The following is a 19,214-nucleotide window of genomic DNA, read 5'->3' as shown; positions in this document are numbered from 1 at the left end:
CCGCACATAGCGGCCCCGTGTCTTATCAGCCGGTCTATACGCCGGCGTAGTGTCAGACGGAGTGTTTCATGTCCAACAACCGACGCGTAGTCGTGACCGGCCTGGGCGCTGTGTCGCCGCTGGGCAACGACGTCGCCAGCACCTGGGACGGCATCGTCAACGGTCGCTCCGGCATCGGCCCGATCACCCATTTCGACGCCACCAACTTCACCACCCGCATCGCGGGCGAAGTGCGCGACTTCGACATCACCCAGTGGGTGAACCCGAAGGACGCCAAGAAGATGGAGGAGTTCATCCATTACGGTGTCGCCGCCTCGCTGATGGCGATGAAGGACGCCGACCTCACGGTCGACGAATCCAACGCCGAGCGCATCGGCGCGCTCATCGGCTCCGGCATCGGTGGCCTGCTGGGCATCGAGGAACAGACGGTCAAGTTCCACGAAGGCGGCCCGCGCAAGGTCTCGCCGTTCTACGTGCCCAGCACGATCATCAACATGCTGCCCGGCCAGGTGTCGCTGCTGACCGGCATCAAGGGGCCGAACTTCTCGGCCGTCTCCGCCTGCGCCACCGCCAACCATTCCATCGGCATGGCGATGCGCATGATCCAGTACGGCGATGCCGACGTGATGATCGCAGGCGGCGCCGAGCGCGGCTCCTCGCCGACGTCGGTCGCGGGCTTCTGCTCGATGAAGGCGATGTCCACCCGCAACGACGACCCGACGCACGCGTCGCGCCCGTGGGACAAGGACCGCGACGGCTTTGTGCTCGGCGACGGCGCCGGCATCCTGGTGCTGGAGGAGTACGAACGCGCCAAGGCGCGCGGCGCTCGCATCTATTGCGAACTCGCCGGTTTCGGCGCCAGTTCCGACGCCTTCCACATGACCGCCCCCAGCGAGAACGGCGAAGGGCCGGCGCGCTGCATGGTTGCGGCGATGAAGGACGCGGGCGTCAACGCGGAGCAGATCGAGTACCTCAACGCGCACGGCACCTCGACGCCCCTGGGCGATCTCGCCGAAACGCTCGCGATCAAGCGCGCGCTGGGCGACCACGCCTACAAGACGATGGTCAGCTCCACCAAGTCGATGACCGGCCACCTGCTCGGCGCGGCCGGCGGCGTGGAGGCCATCTTCTCCGTGCTGGCGCTGCACCACGGCATCATCCCGCCGACGATCAACCTGTTCGAAGCGGGCGAGGGTTGCGACCTGGACTACGTGCCGAACGTGGCACGCGAGAAGAAGATCGCCGTCGCGATGTCGAACGGCTTCGGCTTCGGCGGCACCAACGGCACGCTGGTGTTCCGGCGCGTCTGATCGTCGTTGAAGTGCGACCCCGAAATCCCCGCTTCGGCGGGGATTTCTTTTTCTGCACAGCCGCCCAGTTCAGTCCGGGATTCACCCGATCGCGTGTGCCGGCGCGCGGATCGTCGGGAGGGTGGGTGTACGGGCCGCCAGACCGCGCCAATAGACGACAATGTCGCCATGCTCCTGACCCATCCGCTTCCCACCTCCTTCGACCTGCTCGCGCTCCAGCGCCTGGCGCCGGCCCGCTATCCGCTGCTGCTGGAATCCAGCGCGCACGGCACCGCGCAGGGCCGTTGGGACCTGCTGCTCGTTGCCGATGGCGGCCAGCTTCGCCTCGACGCCGACGCAGTCGTTCGCGACGAAAACGGCACCGGGATGGGTACCGATTTCTTCGCTGCGCTCGACGCCCAATGGCAGGCCGAGCGCGTCGCGCGCGATGAGCCGCGCTGGCCGTTCCGTGGCGGCTGGGCACTGCTCTTTGGTTACGAGGCCGCGGCGCAGGTCGAACCGATCCTGTCGCTGCCGCGCGCGGAAGGTCGCCTTCCAGTCGCGCTCGCATTGCGTTGCCCCGCCGCCGTGTTGCGCGATCACACCAGTGGCGAGTGCGTGCTGGTCGTCGAAACGGCACACGAGACGCTGCGCGACGACGTCCTCAACGACATCACCCAGCTCGCCGCGCAGCCCCCGCTGCCGGCGTGGCACGCGCCCGTCGCGCTGAACGAAGACGAGCCCGATCGCTTCACTGACGGCGTACGCCGCGTGCTCGATTACCTCGCCGCCGGCGATGTCTTCCAGGCCAACCTGTCGCGCGGCTGGCGCGCGCGTTTCGGTCGCGACGTGCAGGCCGCCGAACTGTTCCAGCGCCTGCGCGAGAACAACCCCGCACCGTTCGCCGGTGTGTTCGCGGGCGACGACTGGGCCGTCGTCAGCGCGTCACCGGAGCGGCTGGTGTCGGTGCGCGGCGACGTCGTCGAGACGCGTCCCATTGCCGGCACGCGTCCGCGATTCGATGGCGACGACGACGCGGCGCGCATCCAGGAACTGGTCGGCCATCCGAAGGAGCGCGCCGAGCACGTGATGCTGATCGACCTGGAACGCAACGACCTCGGACGTGTCTGCACGCCGGGCAGCGTCGAAGTCGATGAACTCATGACGGTCGAAAGCTACGCGCACGTGCACCACATCGTGAGCAACGTGCGCGGGCGGCTGCGCAGCGACGCGACGCCCGGGCAGGTGATCCGCGCGGTGTTTCCGGGCGGCACCATCACCGGCTGCCCGAAGGTGCGCTGCATGCAGATCATCGCCGAGCTCGAAGGCGTTGGCCGCGGCGCCTACACCGGTGCGATGGGCTGGCTCAACCGCGATGGCGACATGGATCTGAACATCCTGATCCGCAGCGCCGAGCTCGAATCGACGCCCGACGGCGCGACGCTGCGCTTCCGCACCGGCGCCGGGATCGTGGCCGATTCCGACCCGCGCAAGGAACTCGACGAAACCCGCGCCAAGGCGCGCGGCATGCTGCGCGCGCTGGGAGTGGCCGGATGAGCGTGCGGCACTTCGTCGGCGATCAGTCCGTGGCGAACACGCCCGACCTGGATCGCGGCCTCGCATACGGCGACGGGTTGTTCGAAACCATGCGTGCCCACGAGGACAACGTGCACTGGTGGCCGGCGCATTGGCGGCGGTTGGAACGCGGTGCTCACGCGATCGGAATCGCGTTGCCGGACCAGGCACGCGTTCGCCACGAAGCGCAGGCTCTACTCGATGGCGCCGGCGGCGTGCTCAAGCTGATCGTCAGTCGCGGCGTTGGCGGCCGCGGTTATGCGCCGTTCGATGCCAACTCGCCGCATTGGATCCTGTCGCGCCACGACGCGCCGCCCGCGGCGCCGGCCGACGGCCTGACGCTGCGCTGGTGCGACACGCGCCTCGCAGTGCAGCCAGCGCTGGCGGGGATCAAGCACTGCAATCGGCTCGAACAGGTGCTGGCGCGTGCCGAATGGCGCGATGCCGACGTCGACGAAGGCCTGATGCGCAGCACCGAAGGCGACGTCGTCAGCGCCACTGCGGCCAACCTGTTCGTCCTGCACGACGGCCACTGGACGACCCCGGCCGTAGACCGCTGTGGCATCGCCGGCGTGTGCCGCGAATGGGCGATCGACGCCCTTCAGGCGCGGGAGGCGCGCCTGGCTGTGACCGAAGTCGAAGCGGCCGAGGCCGTTTTCCTGTGCAATGCCGCGCGCGGTATCCTGCCCGTGGCGCGGCTCGGCGCTCGCGTCTGGCGACCGCACCCGCAGGTGGCGCAACTTCGCCGTCGCCTGGCCGCCGAGCATCCCGCATTCGCCACGGAGGTTGCGTGAGTCGCAAATCTGGACGCCGCCTGGGCGGCTTCTTGTTCGTGTTGCTGTTGATCGCCGCCGGCGTCGGCGCGTACCTGTGGCAGCGCTACACCAGTTTCGCCGATGCGCCGCTGGCGGGTCTGGAAACAGGCGAAAGCCTGGTCGTCGAACGCGGCGATTCGCTCCCGGCCATCGTCCGCAAGCTCCGCGAGGCCGGCGTCCACCAGGGCGATCTGGTCGAATGGCGGGCGCTGGCGCGCCAGCTCGGCGCCGCCGGCAAGCTGCAAGTCGGCGAATACGCGCTGGAACCCGGCACCTCGCCGCGCGACCTGCTCACCGCGATGCGCGACGGCAAGGTCGTGCGTCGCCGCTTCACCATCGTGGAAGGCTGGAACATCCGCGAGCTACGCGCGGCGTTGTCGCGGGCGGAGGAACTCAAGCACGAAACGACCAGCCTCGACGATGCCGCCTTGATGAAAGCGCTGGGCCATGCCGGCCAGCATCCGGAAGGCCGCTTCCTGCCGGAGACCTATCTGTTCACGCGCGGCGACAGCGACCTGGATGTGCTCAAGCGCGCGCACGAGGCGATGGAAAAGGCGCTCGCCGCCGCGTGGGAACGCCGCGTGCCCGACAGCGTGCTGAAGACGCCCGACGAAATGCTGGTGCTCGCGTCCATCGTCGAAAAGGAAACCGGCATCGCTGAGGAACGCCCGCGCATCGCAGGCCTCTTCGAACGCCGCCTGCAGATCGGCATGCGCCTTCAGACGGACCCGACGGTGATCTACGGCCTGGGCACGAATTACGAGGGCAACCTGCGCAAGGTCCACCTCACCACCGACACGCCGTACAACACCTACACGCGCACCGGCCTGCCGCCGACGCCGATCGCGATGCCCGGCGTCGACGCGCTGCAGGCGGTCGCGCGTCCGCAGCGCGGCGAGGAGCTGTATTTCGTCGCGGTGGGCGATGGCAGCGGGCGTCATCTGTTCGCGCGCACGCTCGCCGAACACGAGGCGAACGTGCAGCGCTACCTGCAGAAATACCGCCAGGCGCGCGCGGCCGAACGCACCGCCGAGCCGGCGGCCGGCGCGAAGACGCAGGAACGCCAATGACGCTTCGTTCGTACCCGCGCTTCATCACGCTGGAAGGCAGCGAGGGCGCCGGCAAGTCGACCGTGCTCGCCGCGCTGCGCGAGGTGCTGGCGGGCGATGCACGCGACACCATCGTGACGCGCGAGCCGGGCGGCACGCCGCTGGCCGAACAGATCCGCGGCCTGCTGCTCGACACGCACCACGAACCGCCGACGACCGAAGCCGAGTTGCTGCTGGTCTTCGCCGCGCGTGCGCAGCATGTGCGCGAGACCATCCTGCCGGCGCTGGAGCGCGGCGCGTGGGTGATCAGCGACCGCTTCACCGACGCCAGTTACGCCTATCAGGGCGCGGCGCGCGGCGGCGACCTCGACTTCATCGGCGAACTCGAACGCCGCGTCGTCGGCATCGCGCCCGGCATGACGCTGTTGCTCGACGTGCCCGTCGCGATCGGCCTGCAACGTGCGCGCGGACGCGGCGCGACCGATCGCATCGAGGCCGAACGCGAGGATTTCTTCGAACGTGTGCGCGAGGGTTACCTCGCACGCGCGAAGGCGGATACCGCGCGCTTCCGAGTGATCGACGCGACGCAACCGGCCGACGTCGTCGCCTCGCAGGCCGTCGCGCACCTGCGCGACTGGATCGGAGCGAACGCATGATCTCCAACGTCGCCAACTTCGCGCCGTGGCAGCAGCGCGTGTACGACCAGGCCGTCGCGGCGCTAGACGCCGGCCGGCTCGCGCATGGGCTGCTGTTCTGCGGTCCGGCGAAGCTCGGCAAGCGCGCGGTGGCCGAACGACTTGCGCGCCGCGTGCTGTGCCAGCAGCCGGTCGCCGGAGGCGAGCCCTGCGGCAAATGCCGGGGTTGTCACCTGATCGATTCCGGCACGCATCCCGACTATCACGTCGTCTCCTTCGTTCCGAACAAGGAAGGGACTCGGCTGCGCACGGAAATCGTGATCGAGCAGATCCGCGAACTGTCCGAAAAACTGTCGCTCACGCCGCAATACGGCGGCGCACAGGTGGCGATCCTCGATCCGGCCGAGGCGATCAACAACGCCGCCGGCAATGCGCTGCTCAAGACGCTCGAGGAGCCCGTGCCGGGTCGCTACCTGTGGCTGGTGAGCGCGCATCCGGCGCGGTTGTCGGCGACGATCCGCAGCCGCTGCCAACGTTACGAATTCAAGCTTCCGCCGCATGACGAGGCGCTGGCCTGGCTCCGGGGCAACGGCCATGCGGACGCCGTGGCGCGTGAGGCGCTGGACGCCGCGCGCGGCCATCCCGGCCTGGCGCAGGAATGGATCGAGAACGACGGCCTGAAGCTGCGTCGCGACGTCGCCGCCGATCTGGCGAAGCTCGGCCGCGGCGATGCGGGCGCGGTCGAGATCGCGCAGCGCTGGGTCGGAGATGAACAGGCGGCGCTTCGGCTGCGGCATGCCGCGGACCTCGCGCTGGCCGAGGCCGCCGGCTTGACCGACCCGATGCGAACGCGCAGTCTGGCCGCGTGGTTCGATCAGGCGAACCGGACCCGGGACCTGCTGCGCACCACGGTGCGGGCGGACCTCGCGGTCACCGAATTGTTGCTGGCCTGGCGTGGCGCGAACGGCGCCCAGGCGTCTGGGGGAAGTAGAAGATGAGCGGTATGAACGCAGCGGGCGGCGCGCGCCAGGGCATCCTGTCGTGCGCGATCAAGGACAAGGCGCAGCTCTACAGCGCGTACATGCCGTTCCTCAAGAGCGGCGGCATCTTCGTGCCCACGCCCAAGCGCTATTTCCTCGGCGACGAGGTCTTTCTGCTGCTCACCTTGCCCGAATCCAACGAGCGCCTGCCGGTCGCCGGCAAGGTCGTGTGGGTGACGCCCGTGGGCGCGCAGGGCAATCGCCCGGCCGGCATCGGGGTGCAGTTCGCCGACAGCGCCGAAGGCGAAACGGTGAAGGGCAAGATCGAAGCGCTGCTCGCCGGCACGCTTGCGGCGGAACGCCCGACGCACACGATGTAAGGCGTGAAGCGCGTCCTGTTCGTCTGCAGCCAGAACCGGCTGCGCAGCCCGACCGCCGAACACGTCTTCGCCGACTGGCCAGGGATCGAAACCTCGTCGGCCGGTCTCAACCACGATGCCGAGAATCCGGTCACGCCGGAGTTGCTGGCGTGGGCGGACATCGTCTTCGTGATGGAACGCGCGCATCGCACGAAGCTTTCGTCGCGTTACGAGGCGCACATCGGCCACGCGCGCGTGGTGTGCCTCGATATCCCCGACGATTTCGAATACATGGATGAGTCGCTGGTGCGACTGCTGAAAACAAAAGTGCCGCGACATCTGCCGCGGCACTGAGTTCGCCGACGCGCCTGTCGACGCGTCATCGACGATGTCCGATCAGGCGGCCTTGCTCGCCGCCACAGCTTCCGGCCGCAGCGCCGGGTTATCCCAGCCCGGACGCGGCTTGAAACGGTCGCCGTAACGCTGTTCGAGGATCGCCAGGCGAGCCAGCAGGTTGTCCACGCCAGCTTCGCGAACGTACTGGATCGGGCCGCCGCGGAACGGCGCGAAGCCGGTGCCGAAGATCACGCCGGCATCGAGCAGTTCCGCATCGTCCACGACGCCTTCGTGCAGGCAGGCGACCGCTTCGTTGATCAGCGGCATGATCAGGCGGTCCTCCAGGTCGGAAGGAATCTGGTAATCCTTCGGCAGCGCGGGCTTCACCGGCTTGCCGTTCTCCCACTTGTACAGGCCCTGGTTGTCCTTCTTCCCGCGCTTGCCGGCTTCCGGCGGCGTGGAAAGCGACGGCGGGATCGGCAGGCCGAGGAACGGCGCGAGCTCCGCGCCGACGCCGGCGGCGACGTCCAGGCCCACCGTGTCGATCAGCTCGATCGGCCCCATCGGCATGCCGAACTTCACCGCGGCCTTGTCGATCGCCGCGCCCGGCACGCCGTCGGCATACGCCGTGGCCGCTTCGAGCATGTACGGGAACAGCACGCGGTTGACGAGGAAGCCCGGCGTGCCCGCGACGGGGACCGGCAGCTTGTCGATCGCCTTGCAGAACGCGGCCAGGCGCTGCTCGGTCTGCGGCGCGACGCGGTCGTGGTGGATGATTTCCACCAGCGGCATCAGCGCCACCGGGTTGAAGTAGTGCAGGCCGGCGAAGTGCACCGGGCGCGCGATGTGTTCGCGCAGTTCGGTCAGCGGAATCGACGAGGTGTTGGTCGTCAGCAGCGCGTCGAACTTCATGCGCGGCTCCAGCGACGCGTACAGCTCGCGCTTGGCTTCGGCGTTCTCGATGATCGCCTCGATCACCAGGTCCGCCTCGGCCACGCCATCGCCCGACAGGTCGCCCTTCAGGCGCTGGGAGACCGTAATGCGCTTGGCTTCGTCCTTCACCTTCTTCTCGAACAGCGTCTGCGAGCGGACGAGCGCGGCATCGATGAAGCGCTGCTCGCGGTCCTGCAGCGTGACGTTGAACCCCTTGCATGCCGACCAGGCGGCGATGTCGCCGCCCATCACGCCGGCACCGACGACGTGCACGTGGCGGATCCCGTGCTCCTTCCCGCCCAGGCTCTTGAGCCGTTCCTGCAGGAAGAACACGCGGATGAGGTTGCGCGCGGTCGGCGTCGAAGCGAGCTTCACCACGGCTTTACGCTCGGCCGACAGCTGCTGCTGGACGCCGCCACCGGCATTGGCCCAGCTGTTGATCAGCGCGTACGGCGCGGGGTAATGCTCCTTGCGCGCCTTGCGGGCGACCTGCTTGGTCAGCATCGGAGCGAGCAGCTTGCGCGCGGGCAGGGTATTGGTCGCCCAGCCGAGGAAGCGCTGCTTGAACGGTCGCGGCGCCGCGCCCTTCAGCGCGAACGACGCGGCGACATCGATCAGCGACGCCGGATCGGTGACCTTGTCGACCAGCCCGTTCGCGCGCGCGGCCGAGGCCGAAAGCGTGCGACCGGTCAGCATCATGTCGAACGCGGCCGGCGCGCCGATCAGGCGCGGCAGGCGCACGCTGCCGCCCCAGCCCGGGAAGATGCCGAGCTTCACTTCCGGCAGGCCGATGCGGGTGGACGAATCGTTGCTGGCGACGCGGTAACGGCAGGCCAGCGCGATCTCGGTGCCGCCGCCCATGCAGAAGCCATGGATGGCCGCGACGGTCGGGCAGGGCAGCTCGGCCAGGCGCTGGAAGGTCTGCTGGCCGCGCCGAATGGCGTCGCCCACCGTGCCCTTCTCGTCGAAGGCCTGGAATTCCTTGATATCGGCGCCGGCGATGAAGCCGGACGACTTGGCCGAACGCAGCACCACGCCCTTCGGTGGGTCGAGCGCGAGGCGTTCGATCAGGGTGTCCAGCTCGATCAGCACGTCCTGCGAGAACGTGTTGACCGGCGTGCCGGCCTTGTCGAAGGAGAGGAGCAGCACGCCGTCGGGGCGAAGCTCGGTCTGCCAGTGCTGGAAGCGGAGACCATCGAGGCCAGCCATCATCTGCGCACCATCCGTTCAGGTATGGAGAGGCCGCTATCATCCCGACGATGCTTCGCCGGCGTCAATCGCCGCTTCGGGCGGCGGGTGGCCAACATGCCATGACGGCTGGCGCTTGCGGGCTTCCGGCCAGTCCCCATTAATGAACGTGATTCAGTCTTCGCCCCGTTGAAGTTCATCGTCGACCTTTGAACTTTTCCTCCACGGGGCTGTCCATTCGTTCGGCCATGGCCGAGCTGACAGGAGCGCCGGCGCGGCATGGCCGAAATGACGTTGCCCAAAGATGTCGAGTTGGACCAGGAGCTGGTCGCGCGCGTGCAGCGAGGCGACAGTGCGGCCTTCGATGCGCTGGTGCGCAAGTACCAGCATCGGATCACCGCGCTGATCGGCCGTTACATCGCCGACTGGAGCGAATGCCAGGACGTGGCCCAGGAAACCTTCATCCGCGCCTACCGGGCGCTGCCGAACTTCCGGGGCGACGCGCAGTTCTATACATGGTTGCACCGTATCGCCGTGAATACCGCCAAGAACCATCTGGTCGCACAGAACCGCCGCCCGCCGACGGACGACGTCGATGCCGGCGAGGCGGAGCTGTTCGACACCGGCACGCGACTGCGCGACACCGACACGCCGGAACATGAATTGCTGCGGCAGGAAATCGAACGCACGGTGATGCGTGTGGTCGAAGGATTGCCGGAAGAATTACGGGCCGCGATCACCCTGCGCGAGGTGGACGGCCTCAGTTACGAGGACATCGCGCAGAAGATGGGGTGCCCCATCGGTACGGTCCGCTCGCGCATCTTCCGCGCGCGCGAAGCGATCGATACCGAACTGCGGCCCCTGCTGGACCACGACACTGCCAAAGCTGCCAAGCGATGACTTCCAACCACCGACCCATCGACGATAGACCGGCCCACTCGAGCGACGAGCGCGAAACACTGTGCGCATTGTTCGACGGCGAACTCGCCGCCGACGAAGCACGCTTCGCGCTGAAGCGGCTGGGCCACGACGCGGAATGGCGCGATACCGTCGGCCGCTGGCAACTCTATGGCGACGCGCTGCGCGGGCAGGCGCAGGGCGTGGCCCCGAACGGGTTCGCCGATCGCGTGGCGCTCGCATTGCGCGAAGAGCAGTCGCAGCCGGTCGCGCTGCCGGCCAAGGCCTTCAGTGGACGTCGCGGCTGGATGGGCGGGGCGCTGGCGGCGTCGGTCGCGGTGGCCGCGCTGTTCGTGACGCGTCCGTTCTCCGACGATGCGGCGCCCTCGGGCCGCAGCGCGTCGCCGAATGTCGCAAGCGTGCCTGCGGCGTCGTTGCCGCGCGTGGCTGCCGCGGCGGCATCGCGCGCATCGACTGTTGCGACGCCGCGCGCGCCTGCAGCGCCGGCAAATCCCCAATCTCCCGACAGCACGCTGGGCGCGACAGCCGCGGCAGTGGCCGTCGCCGAAGTACCACGTCGTGCGAGCGAACGTCGTGCCTCGCGCAACCAGAGCCAGCGTTCTTCGGCTCGCATCGGGCGGCAGGTCGAACAGCCCGCCGTCGCGAGCGCAGCCGTTCCGCAGACGGCCATCGCCGACACCGCGCTTCCCGCGCCGCAGCACGTCAAGCCGTTCCAGCCGGAACACGTCGAAGCGGCGTCGCGGCCGTGGCCACGCGCGGTATTGCCGCAGTACTCGGGCAATGGCGCACTGACGGCGAGTTTCGGCACCAGCAGCGCGGCGTCGCCCTCGTTCTATCCGTTCGAACCGCAGACCGCGACGCCCGCCGTCGAAGATGCGCCGGCCCAGCGCGGGCCGCAGGACTGACCCCTCGGGCCGTTCCCACGATCGGCCTCATCGATTCCCCTTCCTCGCGCCGCGAAAACGGCGCACCGCCCACACTCATCCCAACGATTCCCGAGGCCCGATGCCAATGAACCGCACGCCCCGCACCCCGCTGCGCAGCATCTTCCTGGTCGCTGCCATCGCCGCAGCGCTTCCGGTCGCATGCGCGCAGCAGCCCGCCAATCCGATCGCACAGCCCGCGGCTACGCCCGCGCCGCCGCTGGTGTCGGGCCTGCCGGACTTCACCAACCTCGTGCAGCGCGTCGGTCCGGCCGTGGTCAACATCCGCGCCGAAGTCACGCCGCGCCGCACCGCCCGCGGCCAGCAGCAGATGCCGGACGAAGAGCAGATCCCGGAAATCTTCCGCCGCTTCTTCGGCGACGAGATGCCGTTCCCCGGTGGTCCGGGCGGCCCCGGCCCGCGCGGGCCGCGCGGCGGCGGCACGTCGCTGGGCAGCGGTTTCCTGATGTCGGCCGACGGTTACGTGATGACCAATCACCACGTCGTCGAAGGCGCCGACACCGTCACCGTGACCCTGTCGGATCGCCGCGAATTCACCGCGAAGGTCATCGGCAGCGACGAGCAGTCCGACGTGGCACTGCTGAAGATCGACGCGAAGGGCCTGCCGTTCCTGCGCATGGCGCCGGCCAACGGCACCAAGGCCGGGCAGTGGGTGATCGCGATCGGCTCGCCGTTCGGCCTGGACCACTCGGTCACCGCGGGCATCGTCAGCGCGGTCGGCCGCGCCAACCCGTACGCGAACCAGCGCTACGTGCCTTTCATCCAGACCGACGTGGCCATCAACCAGGGCAATTCGGGCGGCCCGCTGCTCAACACCAGCGGCGAAGTGGTCGGCATCAATTCGCAGATCTTCAGCAACTCGGGCGGCTACATGGGCGTGAGCTTCGCGATCCCGATCGACGTCGCGATGAGCGCCGCCGAACAGCTGCGCGCGACCGGCAAGGTCAGCCGCGGTCAGCTGGGCGTGCAGGTGCAGGCGCTGACGAGCGAATCGGCCAAGGCGCTCGGCCTGCCCGACAGCAGCGGCGCGTTGATCGCCGACGTGCTGCCCGGCAGCCCGGCCGAAAAGGCCGGCATCGAACGCGGCGACGTGATCCGCGCGGTCGACGGTCGCACGATCAACGACTCCGCCGACCTGCCGCCGATCATCGGCAACATGGCGCCCGGCACGAAGGCCAAGGTCACGCTGGTCCGCGACGGTCGCACGCTCGACAAGACCGTCACCGTGAACGAGCTGGACGAACTCGCCGGCACCGGTCGCGCCTCGCCGCGCCCGGCGGCGGACGAAGGTTCGTCGAAGCCGTCCGGCGGCAACGCGCTGGGTCTGGTCGGCCAGGACCTGTCGGCCGGCGAGCGCCAGCGCCTGGGCCTGCGTTCGGGCGAGGGCGTGCTGATCCGCAACCCGGGCGACTCCGGCGCCGAAGCCGGGCTCCGTCCGGGCGACGTGGTGCTTCAGGTCGGCCGCAGCGCGGTTGGCTCGGCCGCCGCGCTCGACAAGGAGCTGGGCTCAGTGAAGTCCGGCGACACCGTGATGCTGCTGGTCCGCCGCCAGGGCTCCACGCAGTTCATCGCTGTCACCGCCCAGGACGACGCCCGGACCGGCTGACGCATCGATCCGCGACCCGGCGTCCGCCCACGGGCGGCGCCGGGACGCGGGGCGGAGAGTCGGCTGCGCCGGGGCCTGTGCGATAATCGCGCGTTGATTTCAAGGAACGGCCAGCCTCGCGCGCCCCCGCATGCAGCAGATCAGAAACTTCTCCATCATCGCCCACGTCGACCACGGCAAGTCGACGCTGGCCGACCGCATCATCCAGCTCTGCGGCGGCCTCGAAGCCCGCGAGATGGAAGCGCAGGTCCTCGACTCCAACCCGATCGAGCGCGAACGCGGCATCACCATCAAGGCCCAGTCCGTATCGCTGCCGTACAAGGCGCGCGACGGGCAGACCTACTTCCTCAACTTCATCGACACGCCCGGCCACGTCGACTTCAGCTACGAAGTCAGCCGCTCGCTGGCCGCGTGCGAAGGCGCGCTGCTGGTGGTAGACGCCGCGCAGGGCGTTGAAGCGCAGTCGGTCGCCAACTGCTACACCGCGGTGGAGCAGGGACTGGAAGTGGTGCCGGTCCTCAACAAGATCGACCTGCCCACCGCCGACATCGAACGCGCCAAGGCCGAGATCGAGGCCGTCATCGGCATCGATGCCGAAGATGCGGTCGCCATCAGTGCGAAGACCGGCCTGAATGTCGTGGACGTGCTGGAGGCGATCGTCCATCGCATCCCGCCGCCGAAGCCGCGCGACACCGACAAGCTGCAGGCGCTGATCATCGACTCGTGGTTCGACAACTACCTGGGCGTGGTCTCGCTGGTGCGCGTGATGCAGGGCGAGATCAAGCCCGGCGACAAGCTGCTGGTGATGTCGACCGGCCGCACGCACCAGGTCGACAAGGTCGGCGTGTTCACGCCCAAGCGGAAGGACCTGCCCAAGCTCGGTGCCGGTGAAGTGGGCTGGATCCACGCCTCGATCAAGGACGTGCACGGCGCGCCGGTGGGCGACACGCTCACGCTGGCTGGCGATCCTGCTGCCAAGCCGCTGCCGGGCTTCCAGGAAATGCAGCCGCGCGTGTTCGCCGGTCTGTTCCCGGTGGACGCCGAGGATTACCCGGACCTGCGCGAAGCGCTGGACAAGCTGCGCCTGAACGACGCGGCGCTGCGGTTCGAGCCGGAAAGCTCCGAGGCCATGGGCTTCGGTTTCCGCTGCGGCTTCCTCGGCATGCTGCACATGGAAATCGTGCAGGAGCGTCTGGAGCGCGAGTACAACCTCAACCTGATCACCACCGCGCCGACGGTGATCTACGAGGTGCTGCGCACGGACGGCGAGATCATGCCCATGGACAACCCGGCCAAGCTGCCGCAGTTGAACCTGGTCCAGGAAATCCGCGAGCCGATCATCCGCGCCAACATCCTCACGCCCGAGGCGTACATCGGCAACATCATCAAGCTGTGCGAGGAAAAGCGCGGCGTGCAGATCAGCATCCAGTACCTGGCCAGCCAGGTGCAGATCAGCTACGAGCTGCCGATGGCCGAGGTGGTGCTGGACTTCTTCGACAAGCTCAAGTCGGTCAGCCGCGGCTACGCCTCGCTGGACTACCACTTCCTGCGCTTCGACGCGGGTCCGTTCGTGCGCGTGGACACGCTCATCAACGGCGACAAGGTCGACGCGCTCTCGATCATCTGCCATCGCAGCCACGCCGACCGTCGCGGTCGCGAGCTGTGCGAGAAGATGAAGGAACTCATCCCGCGCCAGATGTTCGACGTGGCGATCCAGGCGGCGATCGGCTCGCAGGTCATCGCGCGCACCACGGTCAAGGCGCTTCGCAAGAACGTGCTGGCCAAGTGCTACGGCGGCGACATCAGTCGCAAGAAGAAGCTCCTCGAGAAGCAGAAGGAGGGCAAGAAGCGCATGAAGCAGGTCGGCCGCGTCGAGATCCCCCAGGAGGCGTTCCTCGCCGTCCTGCAGGTCGACAAGTAAGCAGGCCGGTGGCGCGCGGTTTTCCTACACCCGAAGGCGGAGTTCCCGCCGGCTGCGGCAAGGATTCGCCCATGACGGACGGCACGCCCGCCGCTATCCTCGCCGTGGCAGGTTGCCGGGGAGCGACCTGCGCAGCTGGCCGGTCGTTCGGCCCGGTTGCGATGTCCCCGATGGTTTTCCCGTTCGTCCCGTTCTCCGCTCTGCAAAGGAGCATGCATGCGCTGGTTTGAAATCGCCCTGGTCGTCCTGACGCTGTTCACCGGCCTGGTCTGGCTGCTCGACAAGCTGGTGCTGGCCAAGCGTCGCGAAGCGCGGCAGGGCCTGCTGGACGACGGCAAGGAACCCATCGTCGTCGACTATTCCAAGGCGTTCTTCCCCGTGCTCGCGGTGGTGCTGATCCTGCGCAGCTTCGTGGCCGAACCCTTCCGCATCCCGTCCAACTCGATGATGCCGACGCTGCTGACGGGCGACTTCATCCTCGTCAACAAGTTCACCTACGGCCTGCGCCTGCCGATCAACAACCACAAGGTGATCGGCATCGGCGAGCCGCAACGCGGCGACGTGGTGGTCTTCCGCCCGCCGCACCATCCGGACCAGGACTGGATCAAGCGCGTGGTGGGCCTGCCGGGCGACCGCGTCGGCTACCACGACAACCAGGTCAGCGTGAACGGAAAGGCGCTGGCGTACGCGCCGATCGGCGTCTTCCAGGGCAAGGGCAACGGCACCGAGATGACCGGCGCCGAGGAACTGCAGGAAGACCTGCTGGGCCGCCAGCACCACGTGCTCGAGCGCACCAACCTGCCGTTCATCGACCAGGGTGAGGGCGACTGGATCGTCCCGCCCGGACACTATTTCGTGATGGGCGACAACCGCGACAACAGCGAGGACAGCCGATACTGGGGCTTCCTGCCGGAACAAAACCTGCGCGGGAAGGCATTCTTGATCTGGATGAACTTCGACGGTGGCGTGGACACCTCGCGCATCGGCAACAGGATCCAGTAACAATCACCCGTCGGCGAGGGGAAAGCGCCGGCGGGGGCACATTGCAAACATGGGGGATTGGTAATGAAGCGTACTCAGAGCGGCATGACCCTGATCGGGTTCATCATCGTGCTGGCGGTTGTCGGCGTGTTCATCTACATGGGCATGAAGGTCATTCCGATGTATTCGGAGTTCTTCTCGGTGAAGCAGGCGCTCAAGCAACTTTCGCAGGAGCCGGGCGTCTCTCAGCTGGACCCGGCCCGGATCAAGCAGCAGTTCTTTACGCGTCTGGACATCAGCTATTCGAGCAACGTGAAGCCCACCGACGTAAAGATCGCGCGCAAGGACGCCGGTTACGTGATGACGGTCGACTACGAAGTGCGTCGCCCTTTGATCGCCAACTTCGACATCGTCGGCCACTTCAATGCCGAACAGGTCCTCTCGCGCAATGCCGGGGATGACTGATCGCATCGGCCACCGCTTCTCGCGTCCGGAACTGCTGCAGCAGGCCCTGACGCACCGTAGTGCGGGTGCGCCGCACAACGAGCGGCTGGAGTTCCTCGGTGACGCGCTGGTCAACCTGATCGTCGCCGAGGCGCTGTACGAACACTGGCCACGCGCGGACGAAGGCGCGCTCACCCGGGCGCGCGCCGAACTGGTGCGCGAGTCGGCACTGGCACCCATCGCGCGGACCCTCGACCTCGGTCCCCGCCTGACCCTCGGCCCGGGCGAGATGAAATCCGGTGGCCATCGCCGCGACTCCATCCTGGCCGACGCGCTCGAGGCACTGATCGCGGCGATCTACCTCGATTCCGACTTTCCGACCTGTCGCGCCGCGGTCATGCCGTGGTTCGAATCGGCGATTGCCGCGCTCCCGCCGCCGAACAAGGTCGGCAAGGACGCCAAGACGCGATTGCAGGAGTGGCTTCAGGCCCGCCAGAAGCCGCTGCCGGTGTACACGCTGCTGGGCGAGACGGGCGAGGAACATGCCAAGAGCTTCCAGGTCAGCTGTACGCTGAGTCACCCACCGGTGACGGCCGAGGGCGTCGGAACCTCGCGACGGGCGGCCGAACAGGCGGCCGCCGAGGCCGTCCTGGACCTGCTGCAGGAACGCTGACAGCGTCGTTCGCCGTACGGGCCCGGCACGGGCGCCTTACAATTCCCGGATGAATACCCCCGCCCATCGAGCCGGCCATGTGGCCGTCATCGGCCGTCCAAACGTCGGCAAATCCACCTTGGTCAACGCCCTGGTCGGCGCGAAGGTCAGTATCACCTCCGATCGCCCGCAGACCACGCGGCACCAGTTGCTCGGTATCGCGACCTTCCCTGAAGGCCAGCTGCTGCTGGTCGACACCCCCGGTATCCATCGCGAGCAGAAGCGCGCGATGAACCGCTGGATGAATCGCGCCGCCCGTGGTGCGCTCGAGGGCGTCGACGCCGCGATCCTCGTCGTCCGTGCCGGCCAGTGGGACGACGAGGACTCGCTGGCCTACGACGCGCTGAAGAAGGGCGGCGTGCCGGTAGTGCTGGTCGCCAACCAGGTCGATCGCATCAAGGACAAGACCACGCTGCTGCCGTTCCTGGCGAAGGTGAGCGACGGGCGCGACTTCGCCGCCGTGCACCCGATTTCCGCGCTCCGCCGCAAGGGGCTGGAACCGCTTGTGAAGGACGTGCTGGCGCTGATGCCCGAGCAGCCTGCGCTGTACGGCGAAGACGAGATCACCGACAAAAGCCAGCGCTTCCTCGCCGGCGAAATGGTGCGCGAGCAGCTCATGCGCCAGTTGGGCGAAGAACTTCCGTACGCGACGACGGTGGAGATCGAGAAGTTCGAGGTCGACGGCAACCTGCTGCGCATCGGCGCGGTGATCTGGGTCGAGCGCGATGGTCAGAAGGCGATCGTCATCGGCAAGGGCGGCGAGCGCTTGCGCGAGATCGGGGCCAAGGCCCGCCAGCAGATGGAACGCCTGTTCGGCAGCAAGGTGTTCCTGGAAACCTGGGTGCGCGTACGCGAAGGCTGGTCGGACGACGAAGCGGCGCTGCGGGCGTTCGGCTACCACGACTGATCCACGACGAACGGCGAGGGCTCCGGTGCGAACCCGAAACCGAGCCCGCCGACGTCTTCGTCTTCTACCTTGATCCGCCGCCCCGGCCTCCATGCGACTTAGCGCCGAATCCGCCTTCGTCCTGCATGCGCGCCCGTGGCGCGAGACCAGCCTGCTGGTGGAAGTGCTGAGCGAACATCACGGCCGGCTGGGCCTGGTCGCGCGCGGCGTGCAGGGGCCGAAGAAGCAGCTCCTGCGCGCGGCCTTGCAGCCGCTGCAGTGGATCCGGCTCGACGCCGTGCAGGTCGGCGAGCTCGCCCGCCTGAACGCTGCCGAGGCGCTCGATGTCGCGCCGCGGCTGTCGGGCGAGGCGATGCTGTCGGGCTTCTACCTCAACGAACTCACCCTGCGCCTGGCCCCGCGCCAGGATCCGTCGTCCGAGCTCTACGACGCCTACGGCCGTGCCCGCGCGCGACTGGGCGCCGGCGAACCGCTGGCGTGGACGTTGCGCCGCTATGAGCGCGACCTGATCGATGCGCTTGGCTTTGGCTTCGACCTGTCGCACGACGGCGAAGGCGCGCCGATCGATCCCGCCGCGCGCTACCGGCTGGAACCCGAATACGGGCCGCGCCGCGTGTTGAGCGATCGCGGCCATGGCGATCGCAGCCGCGCCGCGACCGGCCGCGGACTGTTGGCGCTGGCGGCCGACCTCGTGCCTGAAACCGACGATCTGCCCGGCCTTCGCCGTGCCATGCGCGACGTGCTCGCGCACCATCTGGGGCCACGCGGCTTGAAATCGTGGGACATGCTCTCCGAGTTGAACCGCGTGTCGCGACCGCGGGATCAGAACGCGGCCGACTGAGCTTCCACGATCGGCGCCGAATGCGGCACGACGCCGGCGTGCGCCAGGGTCTCGTGCGCAATGTGCTCCAGCGCATCGAGTCGTGCCGGCGATGCAGGATCCTGCTGCAACGCCTGCACGGCTGCCGCCAGTCGCTGCGCACCGACGAAGCCGCAGCTCGCACGCAGTCGATGCAGGTCGCCGCGCACCGAATCGAGGTCGCCGCGCTCGGCCGCGGTGGAAATCGCATACACCGACTTCGTCAGTTCCTGCACGAACAGTTCGCGCAGCGTTTCCACGTGCGCACGGTTGCCATTGAGCGCGAGTGCGGCCGCGTCGTCGTCCCACAGCGGAACGTCCTCGACGATGGCCAGTTCGGCCGCGGGCGCCTCGTCGGCGGCCGACCCAAGCACGCGCCGCAATGCAGACTGCAGCGTGGCGGCGGGCATCGGCTTGACCAGCGCCTCGGCGAAGCCTGCCGCGACCAGCGCATCGAGCACGTCGGATTCGTGCGCGGCCGTGTGGGCGATGGCCGGTGTACGCGTGTCGCGTTCGCGCAGTCTTGCCAGCAGTTCCGCGCCGCTGCCGTCGGGCAACCGGGCATCGATCATCCAGGCCGCGTAGGTCTGCGATGCCGCGAGCGCCAGCGCCGCGCCCATCGTGTCGGCCGCGTCGACCTCGGCCGGCGTCGCGCGCAACGCGGCAGTGAGGAAGGCCTGGCTGGTCGGATCGTCCTCGACGAGCAGGATGCGGGGAAGTGTGTCGCGCATCATCGGCATTTCGCGTCCTGTCGGTATGCTGC

19 protein-coding genes are annotated in these 19,214 nt (G+C 68.2%); 17 read left to right on the top strand and 2 right to left on the bottom strand.

Annotated elements, in window-relative coordinates:
• The first annotated feature begins 68 nt into the window (after positions 1-68).
• The 8 genes from fabF (at position 69) to GOY17_RS12575 (ending at position 7,056) form a co-directional block, all read left to right on the top strand.
• Positions 69-1,310 (top strand): beta-ketoacyl-ACP synthase II, encoded by a 1,242-nt coding sequence (gene fabF, locus GOY17_RS12610; RefSeq protein WP_157030672.1) that lies wholly within the window; start codon positions 69-71, stop codon positions 1,308-1,310.
• A gap of 168 nt (positions 1,311-1,478) precedes the next feature.
• On the top strand, positions 1,479-2,846 hold the full coding sequence (locus tag GOY17_RS12605; protein ID WP_157030671.1) for an aminodeoxychorismate synthase component I: 1,368 nt from the start codon (positions 1,479-1,481) through the stop codon (positions 2,844-2,846).
• Entirely contained in the window at positions 2,843-3,658 is an 816-nt protein-coding gene (gene pabC / locus GOY17_RS12600; RefSeq protein WP_157030670.1) for an aminodeoxychorismate lyase, read from the top strand. Before GOY17_RS12605 ends, pabC begins: the two co-directional genes overlap by 4 nt.
• Positions 3,655-4,749 carry an endolytic transglycosylase MltG gene (mltG, locus tag GOY17_RS12595; protein ID WP_232338424.1) on the top strand — a complete coding sequence of 365 codons (1,095 nt, stop codon included), beginning with the start codon at positions 3,655-3,657 and terminating at the stop codon, positions 4,747-4,749. Before pabC ends, mltG begins: the two co-directional genes overlap by 4 nt.
• Positions 4,746-5,384, top strand: a complete 639-nt coding sequence (gene tmk / locus GOY17_RS12590) for a dTMP kinase (protein ID WP_157030669.1) — start codon at positions 4,746-4,748, stop codon at positions 5,382-5,384. Before mltG ends, tmk begins: the two co-directional genes overlap by 4 nt.
• Positions 5,381-6,361 carry a DNA polymerase III subunit delta' gene (locus tag GOY17_RS12585; protein ID WP_157030668.1) on the top strand — a complete coding sequence of 327 codons (981 nt, stop codon included), beginning with the start codon at positions 5,381-5,383 and terminating at the stop codon, positions 6,359-6,361. Before tmk ends, GOY17_RS12585 begins: the two co-directional genes overlap by 4 nt.
• Positions 6,358-6,723 carry a PilZ domain-containing protein gene (locus tag GOY17_RS12580; protein WP_115842968.1) on the top strand — a complete coding sequence of 122 codons (366 nt, stop codon included), beginning with the start codon at positions 6,358-6,360 and terminating at the stop codon, positions 6,721-6,723. Before GOY17_RS12585 ends, GOY17_RS12580 begins: the two co-directional genes overlap by 4 nt.
• A gap of 3 nt (positions 6,724-6,726) precedes the next feature.
• Positions 6,727-7,056: a low molecular weight protein tyrosine phosphatase family protein gene (locus GOY17_RS12575; protein ID WP_157030667.1), complete on the top strand. Its 330-nt coding sequence runs from the start codon at positions 6,727-6,729 to the stop codon at positions 7,054-7,056.
• A gap of 42 nt (positions 7,057-7,098) precedes the next feature.
• On the opposite strand, the gene GOY17_RS12570 is transcribed toward GOY17_RS12575, so the two are convergent.
• A complete protein-coding gene (locus GOY17_RS12570; protein WP_157030666.1) occupies positions 7,099-9,183 on the bottom strand; it encodes a 3-hydroxyacyl-CoA dehydrogenase NAD-binding domain-containing protein in 2,085 nt (694 codons plus the stop codon).
• A gap of 255 nt (positions 9,184-9,438) precedes the next feature.
• On the opposite strand from GOY17_RS12570, the gene rpoE reads away from it, so the two are divergent.
• The 9 genes from rpoE (at position 9,439) to recO (ending at position 18,433) form a co-directional block, all read left to right on the top strand.
• Positions 9,439-10,059 carry an RNA polymerase sigma factor RpoE gene (gene rpoE / locus GOY17_RS12565; protein ID WP_115842971.1) on the top strand — a complete coding sequence of 207 codons (621 nt, stop codon included), beginning with the start codon at positions 9,439-9,441 and terminating at the stop codon, positions 10,057-10,059.
• Positions 10,056-10,982, top strand: coding sequence for a sigma-E factor negative regulatory protein (locus GOY17_RS12560; RefSeq protein ID WP_157030665.1), 927 nt, complete (start codon positions 10,056-10,058; stop codon positions 10,980-10,982). The genes rpoE and GOY17_RS12560 overlap by 4 nt, the downstream gene beginning before the upstream one ends.
• 106 nt (positions 10,983-11,088) lie before the next feature.
• Positions 11,089-12,627 carry a DegQ family serine endoprotease gene (locus GOY17_RS12555; protein WP_157030664.1) on the top strand — a complete coding sequence of 513 codons (1,539 nt, stop codon included), beginning with the start codon at positions 11,089-11,091 and terminating at the stop codon, positions 12,625-12,627.
• Positions 12,628-12,757: 130 nt separating this feature from the next.
• Entirely contained in the window at positions 12,758-14,548 is a 1,791-nt protein-coding gene (gene lepA, locus GOY17_RS12550; protein ID WP_157030663.1) for a translation elongation factor 4, read from the top strand.
• Positions 14,549-14,764: 216 nt separating this feature from the next.
• The gene (gene lepB / locus GOY17_RS12545) at positions 14,765-15,550 is read left to right on the top strand and encodes a signal peptidase I (RefSeq protein ID WP_157030662.1); all 786 of its coding nucleotides are present in this window, start codon (positions 14,765-14,767) and stop codon (positions 15,548-15,550) included.
• A gap of 63 nt (positions 15,551-15,613) precedes the next feature.
• The gene (locus GOY17_RS12540) at positions 15,614-15,994 is read left to right on the top strand and encodes a DUF4845 domain-containing protein (RefSeq protein WP_157030661.1); all 381 of its coding nucleotides are present in this window, start codon (positions 15,614-15,616) and stop codon (positions 15,992-15,994) included.
• Complete coding sequence (gene rnc / locus GOY17_RS12535; RefSeq protein ID WP_425482268.1) at positions 15,987-16,646, top strand: ribonuclease III; 660 nt, start codon at positions 15,987-15,989, stop codon at positions 16,644-16,646. Before GOY17_RS12540 ends, rnc begins: the two co-directional genes overlap by 8 nt.
• Before the next feature lie 49 nt (positions 16,647-16,695).
• Positions 16,696-17,592, top strand: coding sequence for a GTPase Era (era, locus tag GOY17_RS12530; RefSeq protein ID WP_115842977.1), 897 nt, complete (start codon positions 16,696-16,698; stop codon positions 17,590-17,592).
• A gap of 91 nt (positions 17,593-17,683) precedes the next feature.
• The gene (gene recO, locus GOY17_RS12525) at positions 17,684-18,433 is read left to right on the top strand and encodes a DNA repair protein RecO (protein ID WP_157030659.1); all 750 of its coding nucleotides are present in this window, start codon (positions 17,684-17,686) and stop codon (positions 18,431-18,433) included.
• Here recO and GOY17_RS12520 read toward each other — a convergent pair.
• The gene (locus GOY17_RS12520; protein ID WP_157030658.1) at positions 18,415-19,191 is read right to left on the bottom strand and encodes a response regulator; all 777 of its coding nucleotides are present in this window, start codon (positions 19,189-19,191) and stop codon (positions 18,415-18,417) included. The genes recO and GOY17_RS12520 overlap by 19 nt on opposite strands.
• Between the last annotated feature and the right edge of the window lie 23 nt (positions 19,192-19,214).

The organism is Lysobacter soli (genome assembly GCF_009755585.1).
GTDB lineage: Bacteria > Pseudomonadota > Gammaproteobacteria > Xanthomonadales > Xanthomonadaceae > Lysobacter_J > Lysobacter_J soli.
The sequence above is the reverse complement of the archived record's forward strand: the minus strand, read 5'-3'. Positions and strand labels throughout refer to the sequence as shown.